We start from the raw sequence: 19,253 nt of genomic DNA, 5'->3' as shown, positions 1-19,253 counted from the left end.
TTTACTTTCTAGGATTTAATGCGACGAATAGCATTAAAACTATGATGTTTATAATGTAATGAATTTGCCAAATATAATGAAACTGAATGCATTTTAAGTGCCAGTATTAACATCGTAAATGTGAATGAAAGTATATTAATTCAAAGTTTTCTTATAAAAATATGAACTTATGCCTTGCGAAGTGATTCTAAATTGTTACAAATACTATACAGCTGTAACATTGCCATAAGGAATTGTAGATGAGAGAACTCACTCCCGAGTACTTGTTAGCCGCATTACGACAAGCGATAAAAACTAAAGGGCTAACATATCGAGAGTTATCTGAGAAAATGGGCATGCCGTTGTCCACTTTTAAACGTCATTTAACTAGTACTAACCTTGCTCTAGATAAGCTACTCGAGTATTGCCGCGCGGTTGACTGCACCCTCGATGAATTGCAGAAGCTGGCAAATCAACTTCAAGCTGAGGATCAAGATTACTTTAGCCACACGCAAGACGAAGTCTTTTTCCAATTTCCTCATCTTTACGATTTTTATCGAGAGTTACGGATGCTTCGTGGGAAAGACGGCTATACCATCCTAATGAAAAAGTATGACCTCTCGAAACAAAGTATGTCGGACTATTTAGGCGCGCTAGAGTTACTTGATCTGGTTTATGTTGATGAAGAAAACAACATTACGCTGCATGGTCCGCTTTACTACAGCTACGCTGAAAACTCGAAGCTTAACGACAAGTACACAGAGATCATCAAGGATCAAACGACCACGCACGAGAAGTGTGTTCGTGTTGCATTATCTCGAATGAAAATTACTGAAGAACAATTACTTACATTAGAAGAACAGGTCGCGAGCACTGTTCTCGATTTTCACTCCAAGAATGTCGTAGCAGAAAATTTCAATGTCTCCGATTTTACGAATGTCTTACTGGTTGCGGGACCACACCAACCTGTTACCTTCTCTGATGGAATTGTCCAAACTGATGGTAACTTTATTGAAGATATCCGATGTGCGATCGCTTCGGCTGGGGATAAGCCAAGCCTATCAATATAACTAGTAGTTATTTTTAGTGATTTATAGATTCATACTTGTAATGTGTAATTGATGAGCTAACATGACGATGTGTCAATTATGACGATTCGTCAGAAAGGTAATGAACTTTCTGCCAATCATATTCGTGTTACTATTCGTTAGCGTCACATGGGGATACGGATCAAAGAATTATGTTTAATTTTGGCTGCAAAAAGAATGACAAACAGCAAGACTGTCGTGTTGTTTCCGGCTTAACGAAGAAACAACAGGCGATTGCCGATCGTGAGGTAGAGTTGATTCAGCTTGCGAAGTCATTGGTGCAAGAGCAGGGGTTTGCAAATCTCACGATGGATAAGCTAACCGCAGCGAGCCCTTATTCAAAAGGGACCATCTACAACCATTTTTGTAGCAAAGAGGACGTGATTCTTGCTTTATGTATCCATTCATTGAAGAGTGAAGCCGTGTTCTTCGAGCGTACGGCAAACTTTGATGGTAATACTCGCGAGAAGATCATTGCGATGCATGTTGGGTATCGTATTTATGCTCGCATGGAGCCTGTATTATCAACGTGTGCAATTGTTGCTAAAACGCCGTGGGTGATAGAAAAAGCATCTCCAACGCGCCTTAACGAATTAAACCAGTTGGAAGAAGAAGTGATATCCGGTGCGGACGCTTTGGTAAACCATGCAGTAGAAATAGGAGATCTTAAGTTTTCTCCAGCTGTTGGCTCAGATGCTATTGTGTTTGCTAATTGGTCTATTGCGTTTGGCTCTAATGCGCTGGCGCAAAATGCATCGAACAGTCGTTGTATCCAGCGCCTACAAGACCCCTTCTCTGTGCTTCACAATGCGAATATGTTACTTGATGGCCTAGGATGGTTGCCGCTCTCAACAGAGTGGGACTACCGTAAAACTTGGTGTCGAGTGGAGCAGGAATTGTTCAGTGAAGAAGTTGCATTCTTAGACTCAGTGAATCGCTGATACCCATGAATGCAAAAAACCAATCCGATAAAGATTGGTTTTTTAATCACACTATTTGACGGATCGTCAATAACGATTGTTTTTGCATCAATAATTTTATAAAGGTGATGCAACAACAAGGTTTAAAGCGAATCTGGATCGAGAAACAGTGAAAGCTGCTTTTTTGCTCCGTCTTTTGACGAAATGTCACAAAGGGAGAGTGTGATGAAACACCGCCAAGCTCAACAAACTTCCACAGGACAATGGGGGAAGATTCCAACCAAGTACAGTATCTGGGTATTGCTGGCAACGGTATTACTCGTGATTTTCGCGACCATCGGAGGAAAGAATCTCTATTTCCGTGGTGACTATAATATCTTTTTTGATGGCACTAATAAGCAGTTGCTTGCCTTTGATGAAATTCAAACGACCTTTGCTAAAACCGATAACTTAGCCATTGTTATTGCACCGGATAACAATGATGTCTTCACCCCAGACACCCTCCAACTTGTCCAAAACTTAACGGTTGACTCATGGCAAGTCCCTTACTCAAGTCGTGTTGATTCCATTGCGAATTATCAACATACCGAAGCAATCGAAGATGATCTGCTTGTCGAAGACCTACTTTATGAAGACTATGAATTAACGTCGGCGCGCATTGCCAAAGTTAAGCATATTGCCCTGACGGAACCAGTGATTAAAAACGCTTTGATTTCTGAGAAGGGCGACGTAACGATTGTAAACATCACGGTTCAATTGCCTGAAGTTGATAAGACCGCTGAAGTTCAAGAAGTGATGAACCACATCAATAGGATGATTGAGCAATACCAGCAGAACTACCCAAATGTTGAGTTTCATAAAGCAGGCATTATCGCGATGAACTACGCCTTTATGACGGCTGCGCAAGAAGACAGTTCTACGCTGGTCCCTACGATGTTGCTTGTTATTCTCGTGTTCCTAACCATTATGTTACGTTCTTTCTTGAGTGTGATTGCGACCTTGGTCGTGATTATCGGGTCCGTGATGGCAACTATGGGACTATCTGGTTGGGCAGGTATGTTCCTGAGTACGGCGACGGTCAATGTCCCAACTTTAGTCATGACACTCGCGGTTGCAGATTGTGTTCACGTTATCGCCACGATGCGTCAGTCTATGCAAAATGGATTTAGCAAAGCGCATTCGATAGAACGCAGTATTGCACTCAACTTCATGCCAATCCTTATTACTTCAATAACAACGGCGATTGGCTTTCTGATGATGAATATGTCGGATTCTCCAGTGTTACGAGATTTCGGTAATTTATCCGCGCTGGGCGTCATGATTGCCTGTTTCCTATCTGTTACTTTGTTGCCAGCCTTATTAAAACTGTTACCGATACGAGTCAAACAAAATACATCGAAAAACGGTTCTGATTTTATGGATAAGCTAGGCGATTTTGTGGTGACAAATCGAAAAGCCTTGTTACCCCTTTCTGTTCTAGTGATCGTTGTCAGTGCGAGCTTAATCCCGCTAAACAAAGTGAATGATGAATCTGTGAAGTACTTTGATTCACGAAGTGACTTTCGCCAAGCCGCGGACTTTATGGAAGAGCGAATCAGTGGGATGACAAACATCAGTATTGCCATCAAAACTAATGAGTCGCAGGGAATAGCAGACCCAATATTTTTGAACTCGATTGGTCGTTTCACCGATTGGTTGCGTGCTCAGCCGGAAACTGATCATGTCGCAACTCTGGCGGATGTGTATAAGCGTTTAAATAAAAACATGCATGCCGACGATGATGCTTATTATTCACTACCACAAGATCGCGAATTAGCCGCGCAGTATTTGCTGCTTTACGAAATGTCACTGCCTTATGGGTTAGATCTCAACAATCAAATTAATGTTGATAAATCCTCAATTAAAATGGTTTTGACCGTCGATAACTTAGGCAGCGTTGAACTGGTTGACCTTGAGAATCGTATCTACGCTTGGTTTGCGAATAACGCGCCTCAATATGAAGTCGTTGCGTCGAGCCCTTCGTTGATGTTTGCCCACATTGGTGAAACCAACATGGCAAGTATGCTTTCTACCTTACCTATCACATTGGTGCTTATTTCTGCACTGCTCATCTTTGCGCTTCGCTCTCTCAAGCTGGGATTGATCAGCTTGGTGCCAAACATCGCACCAGCCGTCATTGGGTTTGGTTTATGGGCGCTGATTTCAGGAGAAATCAACCTAGGATTGTCTGTCGTAGTGACGTTGACACTCGGGATCGTGGTCGATGACGCCGTGCACTTTTTGTCAAAATATCAACGCGCACGTAAAGAAGGGCAAACTGCCGAGCAAGCGGTTAGATATGCGTTCCATACGGTGGGGCGAGCACTCTGGATAACGACTGTCGTTTTAGTCGCAGGTTTCTCTGTTTTGGCAATGTCGAGCTTCCGTTTGAATGCTGACATGGGCCAACTGAGTGCGATAGTCATCTTTATTGCCTTAGTTGTGGATTTCTTATTCCTACCAACGTTATTGATGTTATTCGATAAAGAAGCTTATGCACAAAACAAGACAATAAATAACCCCGATACGGACTCACAGAAAAGTGTTACGGCAACTCAGTTGTAATTCTGAAAACAGACAAGGATAGAATGATGAATTTACTCAATACACAATTGAAAGTAGCGGTAATAGCAGCCTCTTTTCTCATGACGCCATTTTCTTGGGCTGACGAAGCCAAAGGTTTGGAAATTGCACAAGAACGCAAGGCTCGTGACGAAGGTTGGCGTGATTCTGTTGCGACAATGCAAATGATCCTGCGAAATGCTCAAGGGGAAAGCAGTACCCGAGCGATGCGCTTAAAGTCTCTTGAGGTAGTTGATGATGGTGACAAAGGGTTAACCATTTTTGATGAGCCACGTGATGTAAAAGGCACAGCATTCCTGAATCATTCACATACAGTGGGTTCCGATGACCAATGGCTCTATTTACCTGCATTAAAGCGCGTCAAACGTATTGCATCACGTAATAAGTCGGGGCCATTTATGGGCAGTGAGTTTGCGTACGAAGATCTAAGTTCGTTTGAAATTGAGAAGTATCGATTTAACTATCTCAAGGATGACGCTATCAAAGGGCAAGATACGTTTGTTTTAGAGCAAATTCCAACCGATAAAAATTCAGGTTACACCAAGCAAGTTGTGTGGTTGGACAAAGCGCATTATCGTCCAATGAAAGTAGAGTTCTATGACCGTAAAGGCGCGCTACTTAAGACTTTGGTTTTCTCTGATTACAAACAGTACTTAAATCAATATTGGCGTGCGCACACGATGGCGATGACCAATCACCAGACCGGCAAGAGTACTGAGCTGACAACAAGTGAGTTAACGTTCCAAACTGGATTAAAAGACTCCGATTTCAACAAAAACATACTTAAGCGCGTTAAGTAAGGAGATCGAATGAGTAGGGTAAACATGGCCAGTATGATATTCGCTGGCCTAACCACTATGCCTTTCTCTGGCTCTTTATTGGCGGTTGAGTTAGCAGGACAGGTCAACATCGAGCATCGTCAGTTTTTCTCCGATGGTGCTCAGGGGCAGGGGAAAGGACAAGCTTCACTGGTTTTGCAGCCGGAGTTTTACTGGGACCTAAAAGATGGGGAAGCCAGTTTCACGTTCACTCCCTTTTATCGTTTAGACAGTATGGATGACGAGCGGACTCATGGTGATATTCGCGAAGCGTTGTATTTAACTTATTGGGATGACTACGAGCTACGTGTTGGCATCAGTAAAGTCTTCTGGGGTGTGACCGAGTCAGCACATCTGGTTGATGTCATAAACCAAGTCGATGCGGTAGAAGCCGTTGATGGTGAAGAAAAACTCGGCCAACCTATGGTCCATTTTACGTCAGTCAAAGACTGGGGAGTGGTCGATGCCATGGTGTTACCTTATTTTCGCGAACGAACATTTGCAGGCAAAGATGGACGTTTGAGGATTGAACCCGTTGTATCTGATGATGCGCTGTATGAATCTAGCCGAGAAGAAAAGCATGTGGATGTCGCTTTTCGGTACGCACAAATGTTTGGCGATTGGGATGTTGGCTTAAGCTATGTTTATGGAACAAACCGTGACCCGTATTTTCGGTTTGATCAAGGAGAGTTAAAACCTTACTACGCCCTAATGAGCCATGTTGGGCTGGATGTTCAAGGCATCGTGGGCGATTGGTTATGGAAGCTAGAGAGTGTCTACCGCGATAGCTTCGACAATCATGTCGGCGTCGTGACGGGTTTTGAATACACAATAGTAGGCGCTTTTGAGACAGTATGGGACGTAGGCATTATTGGTGAGTATCTCTATGATAGCCGTGGTAACAACGCGCAAAATATCGGTCAAAATGATGTCTTTGCAGGCATTCGTTTAGCGCTCAATGACGAAGACGGCACAGAAATCTTAACGGGTATAACGCAAGATCTCGACAACTCCGATGTGTACAACGCAAAACTTGAGGCTTCCAGCCGCATTTCAAATCATTTCAAGTGGCAAATCGATGCTTGGTTGTTTAAAAACGAAACGCCTACTGATCTGCTTTACTTCGCCAGAGACGATGACTTTGTCGAGCTATCTATTCAATACTATTTTTAGCATTGTCGACTGACCTAAAGTGTTTTCACTTGGGGACGAAACTGCAGTATTTATGCACAAAGCAGCAAGCCATAATCCTAGGGATTTACGTGCGAAGCTGCTTTTTTTGCGTTTTTGTGTTCTTTTTATTCAATAACCTCTTCTTTTCATAATTCAATTTGGCTTTGGTGGCGGGTTTGGCTACTATGTACAGCTATCAAAAAACCAATCACTCCCTTATGGATACTACCAATAGGTAGATGAGGAAACGATGCAACATCTAGAAGAGATCATTGCTAACGCGAGTGCAGCAATTGAAGCCGCAGAATCGCTAGTCGTACTTGATGAAGTGCGTGTTCAGTATCTAGGTAAAAAAGGTGAGCTAACTGCTCAACTTCAAAGCCTAGGTAAACTACCACCAGAAGAGCGCCGTGAAGCGGGTCAAGAGATCAATAAAGCGAAAGGCGTAGTTCAGCAAGCTATCGCAGCCCGTAAAGATGCACTACAACGTGCAGAGCTTGAAGCGAAGCTAGCAGCAGAAACGATTGACGTAACACTACCAGGTCGTCGTATCGAGAACGGTGGTCTACACCCAGTTACTCGTACTGTTGAGCGTATTGAAAAGTTCTTTGGTGAACTTGGCTTTAATACTGAGTCTGGTCCAGAAATCGAAGATGCATTCCACAACTTTGATGCACTAAACATTGCCGCTGATCACCCAGCGCGTACTGACCACGATACTTTCTTCTTCAACCCTGATTTGATGCTTCGTACTCACACGTCTGGCGTACAGATCCGTACAATGGAAAATGGCAAACCACCATTCCGTTTCATTGCACCGGGCCGTGTATACCGTAACGATTACGACCAAACGCACACGCCAATGTTCCACCAAGTGGAAGGCATGTTAGTTGATGAGAACGTGAACTTCGCTCAACTAAAAGGCATTCTGCACGACTTCCTATGTAACTTCTTTGAAGAAGAAGTAGAAGTTCGTTTCCGTCCATCTTATTTCCCATTTACAGAGCCTTCGGCTGAAGTAGACGTAATGGGTAAAAACGGCAAATGGCTTGAAGTTCTAGGCTGTGGCATGGTTCACCCGAACGTACTACGCAGTGTAGGCATCGACCCTGAGAAATACTCTGGTTTTGCATTCGGTATGGGTGTAGAGCGTCTAACGATGCTTCGTTACGGCGTAAACGACCTACGTGCGTTCTTCGAGAACGACCTTCGTTTCCTAAAACAGTTCAAGTAATCCAGGGGATAAATCACTATGAAATTCAGCGAATCATGGCTTCGTGAGTGGGTTAGTCCTTCGATTACCACTGACGAACTAACTCACCAAATTACAATGGCGGGTCTAGAAGTTGACGACGTACTACCTGTAGCAGGTTCGTTCAACGGCGTTAAAGTTGGTCACGTTGTTGAATGTGGTCAGCACCCAGATGCGGACAAGCTACGTGTAACGAAAGTTGACGTGGGTGAAGAAGAGCTTCTAGACATCGTTTGTGGCGCACACAACTGTCGCCAAGGTCTGAAAGTAGCAGTAGCAACAGTTGGTGCTGTTCTTCCGGGCGATTTCAAAATCAAAAAAGCGAAATTACGTGGTCAACCATCTCACGGCATGCTTTGTTCATTCACTGAACTAGGTATCGACGTTGAGTCAGACGGCATCATGGAACTAGCAGAAGACGCAGTAATCGGTACCGATTTCCGTGAATTCCTAGGTTTAGACGACGTAACGGTAGACGTAGACCTAACAGCAAACCGTGCTGACTGTTTCAGCATTCGCGGTATGGCACGTGAAGTAGGTGTACTAAACCGCGCTGACGTGACTGAGCCATCAGTAGAAGCAGTAGCGACTTCAATCGAAGACAAAGTGTCTATCGAAGTGAAAGCGCCAGCTGCGTGTCCACGTTACCTAGGTCGTGTGGTTAAGAACGTGAACGTTCAAGCAGAAACGCCACTATGGATGCAAGAAAAATTGCGTCGTTGTGGTATTCGCTCAATCGATCCTGTTGTAGACATCACTAACTACGTGCTTCTAGAGCAAGGCCAACCAATGCACGCATTCGATCTAGCGAAGATCGAAGGTGGCATCGTAGTTCGTATGGCTGAGCAAGGTGAGAAGTTAACTCTTCTTGACGGCAGCGAAGCAGAACTAAACGCAGATACACTAGTCGTAGCAGACCACAACAAAGCACTTGCAATTGCAGGTATCTTTGGTGGTGAGGAGTCTGGTGTAACAACAGAAACTAAAGACGTTCTACTCGAATGTGCATTCTTTGCACCTGACCACATCCGTGGCCGCGCACGTAGCTACGGTCTGCATACAGATTCTTCTATGCGTTTTGAGCGTGGTGTGGATTACGCACTGCAAGTAAACGCAATGGAACGTGCAACAGAGCTTCTTGTTGAAATCTGTGGCGGTGAAGTTGCACCTGTTGTTGCTGTAGAGTCTGAAACAGACCTACCTAAGCCAAACAAAGTTGCTCTACGCCGTACTAAACTAGACAACCTACTAGGTCACCACATTGTTGATGCTGACGTAGTAGAAATCCTTGAGCGTCTAGGTTTGACTGTTGAAGCTTCAGAAGAAGGTTGGATGGCAGTAGCGCCAACATGGCGTTTCGATATCGCTATCGAGCAAGACCTGATTGAAGAAGTTGGCCGTATTTACGGTTACGACAACATCCCTAACCAACACCCAGCAGCAGCGCTTAAGATGCACAACCACGTTGAAGCGGATCTTCCACTGAAACGCGTTCGTGATCTTCTTGTTGACCGCGGTTACCACGAAGCAATTACATACAGCTTCGTTGAGCCAGAGCAACAAAAGCTAGTTGTTCCAGGTGTTGAGCCGCTAATCCTGCCATTCCCAATTTCAGCGGATATGTCAGCGATGCGTCTTGGTCTTATCCAAGGTCTGCTGAACACGGTTGTTCACAACCAGAAACGTCAACAGCCACGCGTTCGTCTATTCGAATACGGCCTACGTTTCATCCCATGTGAATCTGCAGAAAACGGTATGCGCCAAGAGCCAATGCTTGCAGGTGTTATCGCTGGTACTCGTGGTGAAGAGCACTGGGATATCGAAACTAACACGGTTGATTTCTTCGATCTTAAGGGTGATCTAGAAGCGATTCTAGAGCTATCTGCGAACGAAAAAGCATACTCTTTCGCTGCACTGTCACCTGAAAGCAAAAAAGCTAACCCAGCACTTCATCCAGGTCAATCTGCGACAATCATCGTAGATGGCAAAGAAGTGGGCGTGATCGGTACAGTTCACCCTGAGCTTGAGCGTAAGTTCGGTCTAAACGGTCGTACTATCGTATTCGAAATCGAATGGTCTGCAATCAACAGCAAAGTGATCCCAGAAGCGGTAGCACTTTCTAAATTCCCTTCAAACCGTCGTGATATCGCGGTAGTCGTGGACGAAGCTGTTGCATCTGGTGACATCGTTAACGCTTGTCTAGAGCAAGGTGGCGAGTTCCTTAAAGATGCGAAACTGTTCGACGTTTACGTAGGTAAAGGTGTTGAAGAAGGTAAGAAGAGCCTAGCCATTGCTCTGACTCTACAGTCACTTGAGCGTACGCTTGAAGATGCAGATATCGCTGGTGCGGTTGACGCTATCGTTGCTCACGTTTCTGAGAAGTTTGGTGCGTCTCTACGTGACTAATCTTGCGTAACGCATCTTCTTAAGAAATGAAAACCCTGCCAGTTTGGCAGGGTTTTTTGTATTTTTGGAATAGGGAATAGCTAGAGCCAAATTGTCTCCACTTTGATCCTCTCATCTTCAAAGAAAATCTTATTCACACCAATCTTTTCACTTCGGTTGTATTCGTCAATACTGTGGTCAAAGCCGTAAGCGGTGGCGGGGGCCATATGTTGAGTCACACCTTGCTTCGTCACCGTTAGTGCATCATGACCATGCCCGCAAATAACATCTTGAACCCGGTACTTAGCCAAAAGCGCATGTAAGCTTGCATCGTTTTCCAAGCAAATGGCTTGTATCCAATCCGAGCCTACGGGAATAATAGGGTGATGGATAACAACAATCGGATTGATCGCATGGCGAAGTTGTTTATTGAAGCGTGCTAGCCCACGGTTATCGACACGACCAGAGCCTAAAGGGTGGCGCTTATCCAAAGGTTTAGCACTCGAATCTAAGAACAGCATGTCACGGTTATGAATTTTGGCTTTATTCACTACGTTAATAGAGCTACCGACCAGTTCCCGCTTCATCAATTTGGTGTCATCATGGTTGCCTGCAATTGCGAATATTTTCTTATCGCGAATGTGCTTTTCTAGGAAACTTAGTAGTACACGGTAATCACCCGGTTTGGGGTTGCAACAAAGATCGCCTGTGAGCAAAAGGGTATCGCATGATGAATCTTTTTGAGCATAAAGAAGCGCGCTACGTAGATTCTCAAAGCTTGAATCGTCACTTAAATGGCAGTCGCTGATTTGAATAATTGATGTCATAGAGTTGCAAAGCAAAAACGGTAGTTGTTTGACGTTAGTCTATCATTCAATCTTTTGTTTTTGATATGCCTCTACCATTAAAAGGTTTCTCTAGGTCATCTGTTTAAAAGCGCAGTGCCACAGCTTAATCGATAACTGAAGAACACCAGCGCCTTTCTTAAACGTTAACTTGATAGGTAGTTCGTGCTTGCAGGTTCTACTCTCTAGGACTGATTAATATAGCTTTGAAAATACAGTAAAAATGCAGAGATCTTCTGTGCATTCACTTGTTCACCCGCGCAACCAAGTTCTAACCAAAGTTTTTTAATATTCTTCTCTATGAGTGAGCCCCTTTTAGCTGCTGGTGGCACAGAGTTAGACGGCGGTTCTCCACAGCAAAGTTCAATATCGATGTTCTGCGATACATCTTTTAGGCATATACGTAGCCACACTTTTTGTCCTTGTTCTTGAGCTTTCGTCACAATAGCGTTTATGGTTTTCGAGTTGCTCTCTAATGAATCAATGACTACTCCACAGCAATCAATGGAAATAATTAATGCCACTGCTTATCCTTTTTTAGCTTTTCATCACTCTCACGTCTCTGACACCCTTCGAGGTAGCGGATAAAATCACATACGCCCTGAACGTTAACGTTCCCACCTTCGCACCGGAACATAGACCAGAGATCCGTCAGCTTACTTTCGAGCTGGGTTAGCGGCTTTCGTCTTGGGCTGTTTGTGGTTGTTGCTATTCTTGGTGCACTACCGCATGCAAGCCGAATGTTAATATCTTGCTTCAAATCTCGGACAATCACAGACACCCATACCTTAGATTTGCGGTCTTTTGCTCTGTTAACGAGTCCGGTTACCCATTCCCTGTCTATCTCTCGTGTTGTTGCTGAGACTCCACAAATATCAATAAATACTTCTAACGCCATTATTTACCACCAATTTCAAACCATTTTTTATCAATAGAAAGTTTCACCATATTTTTCATTTCTCTAATGATGTCTTCACTCAGTTCAGTGTGTACATAAAAGAAGATTCGAGGTGTATTTCCATATCCATTTGGCATGAGGGTATATTCATCATTGCCAAATTTTATTGTTGAAGAGAATTTGATGGCATCAAGCGTAGTTACAACTTTTGCTAAGTGTTCATAGCCACCTAGAAAAATTACAAGGCACTCTTTATCCATATAATTACAACTCCGTTGCAAGTGTTGAGAGATTTTAGGCTAATCGATAAATTGCTCAAAAAGCGAGACTCAAAAAAGAGACATGGTTAATTTAGCCGTAAAATTTAGATTGCGAATTTGTTAAATAAACAATGTCAGCGATAAAGTTTGCTTCAATCTCCTTTGAGCAATGCTTGCATTCTTTCATTTAAAAATACTTCTGGAACATCTTCAGAGGCGTATGCGTGGACGGTCTTCCCGTCGGAAAACTGAGTGACTAATTCATAGGAATTGGTTATTAGATTATCGAGGACCTCACGAGTTCGGTTCACCCTTGTAGGTATCCACCCCAGAATTCTGTGTTCAAATTCTCGATCCCAATGACCACCAATAAATTCGACTTTAACAATTTGAGGGATATACCGTTCTGCGATTGAATACTTCGTACAGTATATTTTGTAAGGTTTGTCATAGTTAGGGTCTGTTAAGCCAAATAAAGAATATTTTTCTCCATTTTTATCTACCGTTAAGGGTAGAGAGTTGAGGGAAATATTTTCACCATGGCTCTCACCGCCAATAAAAATAACTTCGTACATTATCTGTCCTCCATTAAGCCTCTATTTATTTTTCATCGGAATTTCGATTAATTGAATCAGTTCATTTTGTTCTTCATCTGTCAAAGTGGAGTGCACATAAATGAAGTTTCTAGGTGAATTACCAACTCCTTTTGGGAGTAGAACGTATTCGTCATCGCCAAAGCACACTGTTGGTGTAAATTTGATTGTGTTGAGTGTTGTTGTGATTTCCTCTAAGTGATGAGCACCACCGAGAAAAATCACACGGCATGTCTTATCCATAAAATTACAACTCCTTTGTAAATTTGCGGAGGGTTCAGGCTAATAGATAAAACACTCAAAAAGCGAGGTATAAAGGCTAGATAAGGTGAATTTATTGTTAAAAATTAGATTTCAAATTTGAAGCGTTACGTTGTGATTTGTTAAACGTTGCTTGATGTTGATGGATTATGTGGAGGCATGGTTCAAGCAAGTGATAAAGCAAACGTTAGTAGCAGCGGTAGAGTAATAATGCTTAAAAAGTTGCCAAACAAGACCATAGAAGCAACGTTCAGAGGTTCGATATTGAGTCGTTCAGCAAACAAGTAGTTCATTACAGCTGGTGGCAACATGGTAAACAACACCATCATCTGTAATTGCATGATTGGCAATGGTATCAAGGTATAGATTAAGGCAAAGGCGAGTGCTCCGGTACCGAGTGATTGAAGTGTGCACCAAAGACCCACTCGAAGACCATCCCATCTTAAATGGCACATTTGTGCTCCCAATGATAACAACATAACTGGGACGGCGGCTTGCCCAAGTAATGTGGTCGCTTCAAAAAGAGGAGACCAAATACCAATACCAGAAATGTTGATAAGCAACGCGAGCAAAGCGGATAAGAAGATCGGCATTTTGACGATTTGTTTAAGCGGATTGCCATTACTCAGTAGCATGACGCCAAGGCTTATATGTAGGCATGCTGAAACGACAAAAAGCAATACTGCGGAGGGAAGAGCGATTTCCCCGAAGGTGTAAGTAAACAGCGGTATCGCTAAGTTACCGCTGTTTCGAAACATGTGTGGTGGAGCCCATGCTTTGAATGATAATCCGCAAAACTTCGCGATGGGAACCATCACAATGCCAGGTACTACGACAGCAATAAGCGCGGCTAGTAGCAAGGGGACTTGCCCCATGTTGAGTGGCATACCGACAAGAGAAGAAAATACCAGTGCCGGAGTAAACACATCCATATTGATGCGATTGATTGGGCGAAAATCGGGCTTGAGGCATCGACCAACTAAGTAACCTACGCAAACCAAGATAAAGACGGGAAATAAGATACTGATGACTTGGTGCAACATGGCGGCTCTTTCGCGTGGTGAAAACAGGGATAAACAGTAACAACCTTTCAGTTAACCGTCATGGAGCAATCAATAGAATTTTGTCGCTGTTCAAGCTTTCATGCTCCTAGTGTCACGCTATATCTGAATAACAAGTCTGCTAAATAGGACCGACCAGATCTATTTTCAAACGTACTCAACTTACTGAAAAGGTAAGAAGTTTTGTGTCAATTGTTTGTAAAGTAGCCAGTATCTGACATTTTTATTAAATAGTGATTAATGTTGTTTTTAGTTTTAAAACTAGTAATTTGAACTGGATGTTTTTGCCATTGGAGAGGGAATTAAAGGAAAATCTGGAAATGGTGGTGGGTAAACTATCTGCGTGGTGCAACATTCCGTATATTAGCAAAGAAAAAAGTTGGCGAAAATCATAAGCTTGGCATACACTTCCTGATGTAACCCCGATATGTTGTTGAATTGGTAGGGTAAAACTGCTCTGGCGCTACACTAAGGTAGCATTGTTTAACATAGCTTTGAGGAAAGTTTTATGGCGCTCACAAAAGCCGAACTTGCAGAAAACCTGTTTGATAAATTGGGATTTAGTAAACGGGACGCCAAGGAAACGGTGGAAGTGTTCTTTGAAGAGATTCGTAAGGCACTAGAAAGTGGCGAACAGGTAAAACTGTCAGGTTTTGGTAACTTTGACCTTCGTGACAAGAATGAACGACCTGGTCGTAACCCGAAAACTGGCGAAGATATTCCTATTACTGCTCGACGTGTCGTTACGTTCCGCCCGGGTCAGAAGTTGAAAGCTCGCGTAGAGAACCTAAAGACCGACCAGTAAGCCATGTAACATGGAATGAGACCACGCTTTGTCGTGGTCTTTTTGTTTGTGGCTTTCATTACTGACTAAAGAACAAATAAAAACCACCGCAATTGCGGTGGTTTTTCAGTATTCAGGGAATCAGTTTCTAAAATACTGTTTGCTTAGGCTGCTTCTAGGTGCGTCGTTAGGTAAGGATGCCAAGCCTCTTGATACAAGTTTTTAGATTGAGTACGCATGTTACGAATTGATGCCATCTCGATATCATTTAGGTTACGACCTTCAACCAGAGCTTGACGTTCCAGTTTCTGAATTTGCTCGTACAAATCATGCTCCGGACCACTTTTTACATCAGCAATCGCTTTTAGATGCAATTGGACTTCAGCAATTAGGTTGGTTTTTGGTAAACGGACCAACAAGTTGAGATCACGATAACCAGAAGCCGTTGGTTTTTTAAAGCGGTTTTTTACTTTAACAATGGTTGTTTCGCGCTCTAACGTTTCATATACCGACACCAAGCTTGCTACGTCATTTGCAACGATAGTTGCACGGGCTAAGTCGGTGATACGTTCTACTTGACCGTCAAGTTCGTGGGCGATTTTCTCTTCGGCGCGGTGCTGAGATTTAACGCCAGCAAAATAAGGCTGTGCGTCAGTGAGAAGGGCAGTACTCTTACAGATGGTTTCTAGCTCAAACTGCGCTTGGTGCGCTTTGCTGTAAAGTACGTCGAAATCTGAATAAGGCTGTGTTGGTTTGGAGTCGATTGACTGAATGCCATACAAACCACTAAGGCTATGTTTAAACAATTTTGAGCAAACTTCGTTTTGGCTAGCAGAACGGTCTTGCTCGTTACTCGGGACATTTGGAAGTGCGGCGAAAGCCGGCGCACGGCTTAGTACTAATAGCATCAATGCCGTAGTACGTAGAAATAAGCTCATTCACTCTCCTTAACTTGCTTGCACTTAGAAAATGGGTAACGAAAAGGTCACTAAGATTCGCAAATCAGGTACTACCTAGTTAACGGGGTCTCTACGATAGATTCCAAGGTTGATTTTCAACCTTATGGTGGAATCGTGTTCTAGATCACCATTTTGCTTTCCTTTATTCTGACCATCAGAACAAGGAAGGGGTCCTTCTTGAACGTTAGCCATACTAACATTGCAGTATTAACCAAAGATGAACGGCATAGACAAATTTGAAAAAATCATTAGTCTTAGCCCACAAAAGTGAAGCGCAAAGCTCGAATCCACTATCAGCCGACAAGTAGAAGAATCATGAGAGATCAAGAATTTTGGCACAATAAATGGGCCAGTAACCAAATTGGTTTTCATCTAGAAGACGTGAACCCACTATTGCCTGCATTTTGGCAACATACGGCTGCAAAGCGTGATGATAAAGTTTTGGTGCCTCTGTGTGGTAAGTCAGAGGATTTGATTTGGTTAGCGACCAAACACGACGAAGTTCAGGGCGTTGAGCTAAGCCAAATTGCGGTAAGAGCGTTTTTTGCTGAGCATTTTTACACACCAACGGTAACGTCTGTTAATGGTATGCACGAGTTATATCAGTTTGATGAGCTGTCGATTTATACGGGTGATTTCTTTACCGCCCCAGTATCTAAAGCCGATATCATTTACGATCGCGCTGCGTTAGTGGCTCTTCCTAAAGAGATGCGAGCAGAATATGCTGCTCGTGTTAAGCAATTGCTGAATCCTGGCGGTCGTATCTTGTTGGTCACGTTGAACTACCCGCAAGAAGAGATGGCAGGACCTCCTTTTAGTGTTCCTGTAGAAGAGATTGAACAGTTATTTTCCGGTTATAAGATCACATGCTTAAACGTAGATCAAGCCGATGATAATCACCCTAAAATTGCCAAAAAGGGTCTGAGTCACTTCTCTGAAGAAGTGTATTTAATTGAAAGTGAATAGGGTAACCGAGTTTATACAAATAAAAAGCGCAGCCAATTGGGCTGCGCTTTTTGTTTCTTTGAGCGAACTAGTGAAATCAGTAAACGATCTGTACTTTAGAAGCGCTGTTCACTGCATCTTCAATCGAATCTTCGATAGTCTTACGACGCGTTAGGACAACGCCTAAACGACGGCGACCATCGATTTCAGGCTTACCAAACAAACGAACTTGAGTTTGTGGTTGAGCCAGGGCATTGGCAAGATTATCAAAGCGAATATCTGTTGATGTACCTTGCCCTAGGATGACAGCTGACGCGGACGGGCCGTATTGAATGATACTGTTGATTGGCATGCCAGTGAACGCACGAACATGCAGAGCAAACTCAGACATTTCTTGAGAAATCATAGTTACCATGCCAGTGTCGTGCGGACGAGGTGAAACTTCGTTGAAAATTACTTTATCACCTTTCACGAACAGCTCTACACCGAAGATGCCGTAACCACCGAGCGCATTTACGACTTTCTCCGCTGTGTATTCTGCTGCTTTAATCGCAGTATCTGACATTGCTTGTGGTTGCCACGACTCTCGGTAGTCACCATCTTCTTGACGATGTCCAATTGGTGCGCAGAAATGGACGCCATCTTTCGCTCGTACTGTCAGCAGCGTAATTTCATAGTCGAAGTCAATAAAGCCTTCGACGATCACACGACCAGCACCAGTACGACCGCCTTCTTGCGCGTACTCCCACGCTGCTTGCACATCTTGTTCTGTTTTGATGACGCTTTGTCCTTTACCAGACGAACTCATCACAGGTTTTACTACACAAGGGATACCAACGTGCTCAACTGCCGCTTTAAAGTTATCAAAGTTATCTGCAAACTGATAAGGAGAAGTCGTTAAGCTTAGCTCTTCAGCTGCAAGACGACGGATGCCCTCGCGGTTCATAGTCAACTTAGTTGCTTTCGCTGTCGGAACGACGTTCACGCCTTTTTCTTCTAGCTCAACTAATTTGTCTGTTGCGATAGCTTCAATTTCCGGAACCACATAAGCAGGTTGCTCTTTCTTGATGATTTCTTCTAATGCTTTGCCATCAAGCATATCGATGACGTAGCTGCGATGAGCGACTTGCATTGCTGGTGCGTCAGCATAACGGTCACACGCGATCACTTCTAAACCAAGACGTTGACATTCAATTGCTACTTCTTTACCAAGCTCGCCAGAGCCCAGAAGTAATACACGGGTAGCATGAGTGCTAGTAGCAGTACCAAACATAGTGTTCCCTTACAAAATAAAGTGGTGGAAGCGAATTTGCAGGGGATCATACTGATTTTTGCGAACGAAGCAAACGTTTGCGTGTGATTTTAAACAATAAAAAAAGGCCCTGCGTCATGCAGAGCCTCTCTCATAAGAGCATTGTGAGTTAAATGTTAACAAAACTCACTGGAATCTCTGGGTTCAGTGCCTCTAGTGTTGATTGAGTATCGGCTAGGTGGCTGATCTTACCCTGTGAGTTTTCGACTAGTGCTGCGGCTTTGATGTCTTCAAACTGCTCGCCTGCCATCAGGATTTGAATTAAGGCAACCTGAAGTGGTGGAAGGCTAGGGTTGAACGCTGCGTTTTCTGCGTAAGCACCTTGGAATACACGACCACTATTCATCTCAAGAGCGATGCCACTTAAGTTGTTAGTGTATGGAGCGTGACTAATGTTCATCGCAGTAACTGCTTTTTGGATCAGAGTGTCGTTGTCATCGCAAGCAAACTCGTGTTTCACTTCTGCCATTAGACCTGACTGGATACCAAGATCAGCAGGACCGAATGCTTCAGGAAGATAGTCGTGTAGCGATTTCTCTTCACGCTCTGGCAATTGGATTTTTAATTCTTTCGCCGTAGTTAGTTCATTCATGAACTGACGACAGTGACCACAAGGGCTGTAGTTAATGGTGATATCTTTAACACCACGTTCGCCTTTCATCCAAGCATGGCTAATCGCGCATTGTTCAGCATGAACAGTTTGACCTAACTGAACACCAAAAAACTCCATGTTCGCACCGAAGTAAAGGCGACCAGATAGACCACGAACAATCGCGCCTACATAGAATTCAGAAATCGGTGCGTAAGAAAACGCAGCGGCAAAAGGAAGTAGAGCAACACGAAGCTCTTTATCAGAAAGATTGGTAGCGTTCAGTAGCGCTTCAAACTGTTGCTCAGAAATAGTGGCATCAAAATCGTCAGAAAGGACGATAGGAGCAAGAGGTGTTGAAAGTGCTTCAGGAGCGCTTGCTAGCGCCTGTTCAATGCGACTTTTCATGTTGAATCCTTGTTATTGCATGGACAGTTATTCTATGTGAAAGGTGGAAATGTTCTGTGCTTTAGATCACGTTAATGTGTGTAATGATAATTTACGTTACA

19 protein-coding genes are annotated in these 19,253 nt (G+C 43.5%); 9 read left to right on the top strand and 10 right to left on the bottom strand.

Features of this window, described 5'->3' with window-relative positions; translation table 11 throughout:
* The first annotated feature begins 239 nt into the window (after positions 1-239).
* From ATB76_RS05745 to pheT, 7 genes are all read left to right on the top strand, one after another.
* Positions 240-1,049 carry a helix-turn-helix transcriptional regulator gene (locus ATB76_RS05745; protein ID WP_038868644.1) on the top strand — a complete coding sequence of 270 codons (810 nt, stop codon included), beginning with the start codon at positions 240-242 and terminating at the stop codon, positions 1,047-1,049.
* 170 nt (positions 1,050-1,219) lie between these two features.
* Positions 1,220-2,008 (top strand): TetR/AcrR family transcriptional regulator, encoded by a 789-nt coding sequence (locus ATB76_RS05740; protein ID WP_061034850.1) that lies wholly within the window; start codon positions 1,220-1,222, stop codon positions 2,006-2,008.
* A 204-nt stretch (positions 2,009-2,212) separates the two neighbouring features.
* Positions 2,213-4,591: an MMPL family transporter gene (locus ATB76_RS05735; protein WP_061034849.1), complete on the top strand. Its 2,379-nt coding sequence runs from the start codon at positions 2,213-2,215 to the stop codon at positions 4,589-4,591.
* Between the two features lie 80 nt (positions 4,592-4,671).
* The gene (locus ATB76_RS05730) at positions 4,672-5,409 is read left to right on the top strand and encodes an outer membrane lipoprotein-sorting protein (protein ID WP_230677751.1); all 738 of its coding nucleotides are present in this window, start codon (positions 4,672-4,674) and stop codon (positions 5,407-5,409) included.
* Positions 5,410-5,418: 9 nt separating this feature from the next.
* Positions 5,419-6,600 carry a hypothetical protein gene (locus ATB76_RS05725; RefSeq protein ID WP_042601732.1) on the top strand — a complete coding sequence of 394 codons (1,182 nt, stop codon included), beginning with the start codon at positions 5,419-5,421 and terminating at the stop codon, positions 6,598-6,600.
* A 250-nt stretch (positions 6,601-6,850) separates the two neighbouring features.
* On the top strand, positions 6,851-7,834 hold the full coding sequence (gene pheS / locus ATB76_RS05720; RefSeq protein ID WP_038868637.1) for a phenylalanine--tRNA ligase subunit alpha: 984 nt from the start codon (positions 6,851-6,853) through the stop codon (positions 7,832-7,834).
* Positions 7,835-7,852: 18 nt separating this feature from the next.
* A complete protein-coding gene (pheT, locus tag ATB76_RS05715; RefSeq protein WP_039974519.1) occupies positions 7,853-10,258 on the top strand; it encodes a phenylalanine--tRNA ligase subunit beta in 2,406 nt (801 codons plus the stop codon).
* Between the two features lie 80 nt (positions 10,259-10,338).
* Here pheT and ATB76_RS05710 read toward each other — a convergent pair whose 3' ends face one another.
* From ATB76_RS05710 to ATB76_RS05680, 7 genes are all read right to left on the bottom strand, one after another.
* Positions 10,339-11,064, bottom strand: coding sequence for a metallophosphoesterase (locus ATB76_RS05710; RefSeq protein ID WP_042601730.1), 726 nt, complete (start codon positions 11,062-11,064; stop codon positions 10,339-10,341).
* A gap of 203 nt (positions 11,065-11,267) precedes the next feature.
* Positions 11,268-11,606 carry a hypothetical protein gene (locus ATB76_RS05705; protein ID WP_029791121.1) on the bottom strand — a complete coding sequence of 113 codons (339 nt, stop codon included), beginning with the start codon at positions 11,604-11,606 and terminating at the stop codon, positions 11,268-11,270.
* The gene (locus ATB76_RS05700) at positions 11,597-11,980 is read right to left on the bottom strand and encodes a hypothetical protein (RefSeq protein ID WP_017817997.1); all 384 of its coding nucleotides are present in this window, start codon (positions 11,978-11,980) and stop codon (positions 11,597-11,599) included. Before ATB76_RS05700 ends, ATB76_RS05705 begins: the two co-directional genes overlap by 10 nt.
* Positions 11,980-12,240, bottom strand: a complete 261-nt coding sequence (locus tag ATB76_RS05695; protein ID WP_042601729.1) for a hypothetical protein — start codon at positions 12,238-12,240, stop codon at positions 11,980-11,982. Before ATB76_RS05695 ends, ATB76_RS05700 begins: the two co-directional genes overlap by 1 nt.
* 152 nt (positions 12,241-12,392) lie before the next feature.
* On the bottom strand, positions 12,393-12,815 hold the full coding sequence (locus tag ATB76_RS05690) for a hypothetical protein (protein ID WP_017817999.1): 423 nt from the start codon (positions 12,813-12,815) through the stop codon (positions 12,393-12,395).
* Between the two features lie 21 nt (positions 12,816-12,836).
* Positions 12,837-13,076 (bottom strand): hypothetical protein, encoded by a 240-nt coding sequence (locus ATB76_RS05685; RefSeq protein ID WP_009697363.1) that lies wholly within the window; start codon positions 13,074-13,076, stop codon positions 12,837-12,839.
* A gap of 182 nt (positions 13,077-13,258) precedes the next feature.
* Entirely contained in the window at positions 13,259-14,137 is an 879-nt protein-coding gene (locus tag ATB76_RS05680; protein WP_042601727.1) for an AEC family transporter, read from the bottom strand.
* A gap of 526 nt (positions 14,138-14,663) precedes the next feature.
* Here ATB76_RS05680 and ihfA point away from each other — a divergent pair.
* A complete protein-coding gene (gene ihfA / locus ATB76_RS05675) occupies positions 14,664-14,960 on the top strand; it encodes an integration host factor subunit alpha (protein ID WP_005445544.1) in 297 nt (98 codons plus the stop codon).
* Positions 14,961-15,103: 143 nt separating this feature from the next.
* On the opposite strand, the gene ATB76_RS05670 is transcribed toward ihfA, so the two are convergent.
* On the bottom strand, positions 15,104-15,877 hold the full coding sequence (locus ATB76_RS05670) for a phosphoribosylglycinamide formyltransferase (protein ID WP_005445543.1): 774 nt from the start codon (positions 15,875-15,877) through the stop codon (positions 15,104-15,106).
* A 336-nt stretch (positions 15,878-16,213) separates the two neighbouring features.
* On the opposite strand from ATB76_RS05670, the gene ATB76_RS05665 reads away from it, so the two are divergent.
* Positions 16,214-16,864, top strand: coding sequence for a thiopurine S-methyltransferase (locus ATB76_RS05665; RefSeq protein WP_061034848.1), 651 nt, complete (start codon positions 16,214-16,216; stop codon positions 16,862-16,864).
* Between the two features lie 76 nt (positions 16,865-16,940).
* Here the strand turns inward: ATB76_RS05665 and purT are convergent, their stop codons facing one another.
* Both purT and cdd read right to left on the bottom strand, forming a co-directional pair.
* Entirely contained in the window at positions 16,941-18,116 is a 1,176-nt protein-coding gene (purT, locus tag ATB76_RS05660) for a formate-dependent phosphoribosylglycinamide formyltransferase (protein WP_042606220.1), read from the bottom strand.
* A gap of 148 nt (positions 18,117-18,264) precedes the next feature.
* Positions 18,265-19,152 carry a cytidine deaminase gene (gene cdd / locus ATB76_RS05655; RefSeq protein ID WP_042601721.1) on the bottom strand — a complete coding sequence of 296 codons (888 nt, stop codon included), beginning with the start codon at positions 19,150-19,152 and terminating at the stop codon, positions 18,265-18,267.
* Positions 19,153-19,253: the final 101 nt, after the last annotated feature.

Origin of the sequence: Vibrio sp. MOR3 (assembly GCF_001557775.1) — a bacterium.
Classification (GTDB): domain Bacteria; phylum Pseudomonadota; class Gammaproteobacteria; order Enterobacterales; family Vibrionaceae; genus Vibrio; species Vibrio jasicida.
Note: the sequence above shows the minus strand (reverse complement) of the source record. Positions and strands in the feature narration are given on the sequence as shown.

What these genes read in the sequence shown, in the direction of transcription:
- ATB76_RS05745 (WP_038868644.1), top strand. Translation starts at nt 240, where the DNA reads ATGAGAGAACTCACTCCCGAGTACTTGTTAGCCGCATTACGACAAGCG.
- ATB76_RS05740 (WP_061034850.1), top strand. Translation starts at nt 1,220, where the DNA reads ATGTTTAATTTTGGCTGCAAAAAGAATGACAAACAGCAAGACTGTCGT.
- ATB76_RS05735 (WP_061034849.1), top strand. Translation starts at nt 2,213, where the DNA reads ATGAAACACCGCCAAGCTCAACAAACTTCCACAGGACAATGGGGGAAG.
- ATB76_RS05730 (WP_230677751.1), top strand. Translation starts at nt 4,672, where the DNA reads ATGACGCCATTTTCTTGGGCTGACGAAGCCAAAGGTTTGGAAATTGCA.
- ATB76_RS05725 (WP_042601732.1), top strand. Translation starts at nt 5,419, where the DNA reads ATGAGTAGGGTAAACATGGCCAGTATGATATTCGCTGGCCTAACCACT.
- pheS (WP_038868637.1), top strand. Translation starts at nt 6,851, where the DNA reads ATGCAACATCTAGAAGAGATCATTGCTAACGCGAGTGCAGCAATTGAA.
- pheT (WP_039974519.1), top strand. Translation starts at nt 7,853, where the DNA reads ATGAAATTCAGCGAATCATGGCTTCGTGAGTGGGTTAGTCCTTCGATT.
- ATB76_RS05710 (WP_042601730.1), bottom strand. Translation starts at nt 11,064, where the DNA reads ATGACATCAATTATTCAAATCAGCGACTGCCATTTAAGTGACGATTCA.
- ATB76_RS05700 (WP_017817997.1), bottom strand. Translation starts at nt 11,980, where the DNA reads ATGGCGTTAGAAGTATTTATTGATATTTGTGGAGTCTCAGCAACAACA.
- ATB76_RS05695 (WP_042601729.1), bottom strand. Translation starts at nt 12,240, where the DNA reads ATGGATAAAGAGTGCCTTGTAATTTTTCTAGGTGGCTATGAACACTTA.
- ATB76_RS05690 (WP_017817999.1), bottom strand. Translation starts at nt 12,815, where the DNA reads ATGTACGAAGTTATTTTTATTGGCGGTGAGAGCCATGGTGAAAATATT.
- ATB76_RS05685 (WP_009697363.1), bottom strand. Translation starts at nt 13,076, where the DNA reads ATGGATAAGACATGCCGTGTGATTTTTCTCGGTGGTGCTCATCACTTA.
- ATB76_RS05680 (WP_042601727.1), bottom strand. Translation starts at nt 14,137, where the DNA reads ATGTTGCACCAAGTCATCAGTATCTTATTTCCCGTCTTTATCTTGGTT.
- ihfA (WP_005445544.1), top strand. Translation starts at nt 14,664, where the DNA reads ATGGCGCTCACAAAAGCCGAACTTGCAGAAAACCTGTTTGATAAATTG.
- ATB76_RS05670 (WP_005445543.1), bottom strand. Translation starts at nt 15,877, where the DNA reads ATGAGCTTATTTCTACGTACTACGGCATTGATGCTATTAGTACTAAGC.
- ATB76_RS05665 (WP_061034848.1), top strand. Translation starts at nt 16,214, where the DNA reads ATGAGAGATCAAGAATTTTGGCACAATAAATGGGCCAGTAACCAAATT.
- purT (WP_042606220.1), bottom strand. Translation starts at nt 18,116, where the DNA reads ATGTTTGGTACTGCTACTAGCACTCATGCTACCCGTGTATTACTTCTG.
- cdd (WP_042601721.1), bottom strand. Translation starts at nt 19,152, where the DNA reads ATGAAAAGTCGCATTGAACAGGCGCTAGCAAGCGCTCCTGAAGCACTT.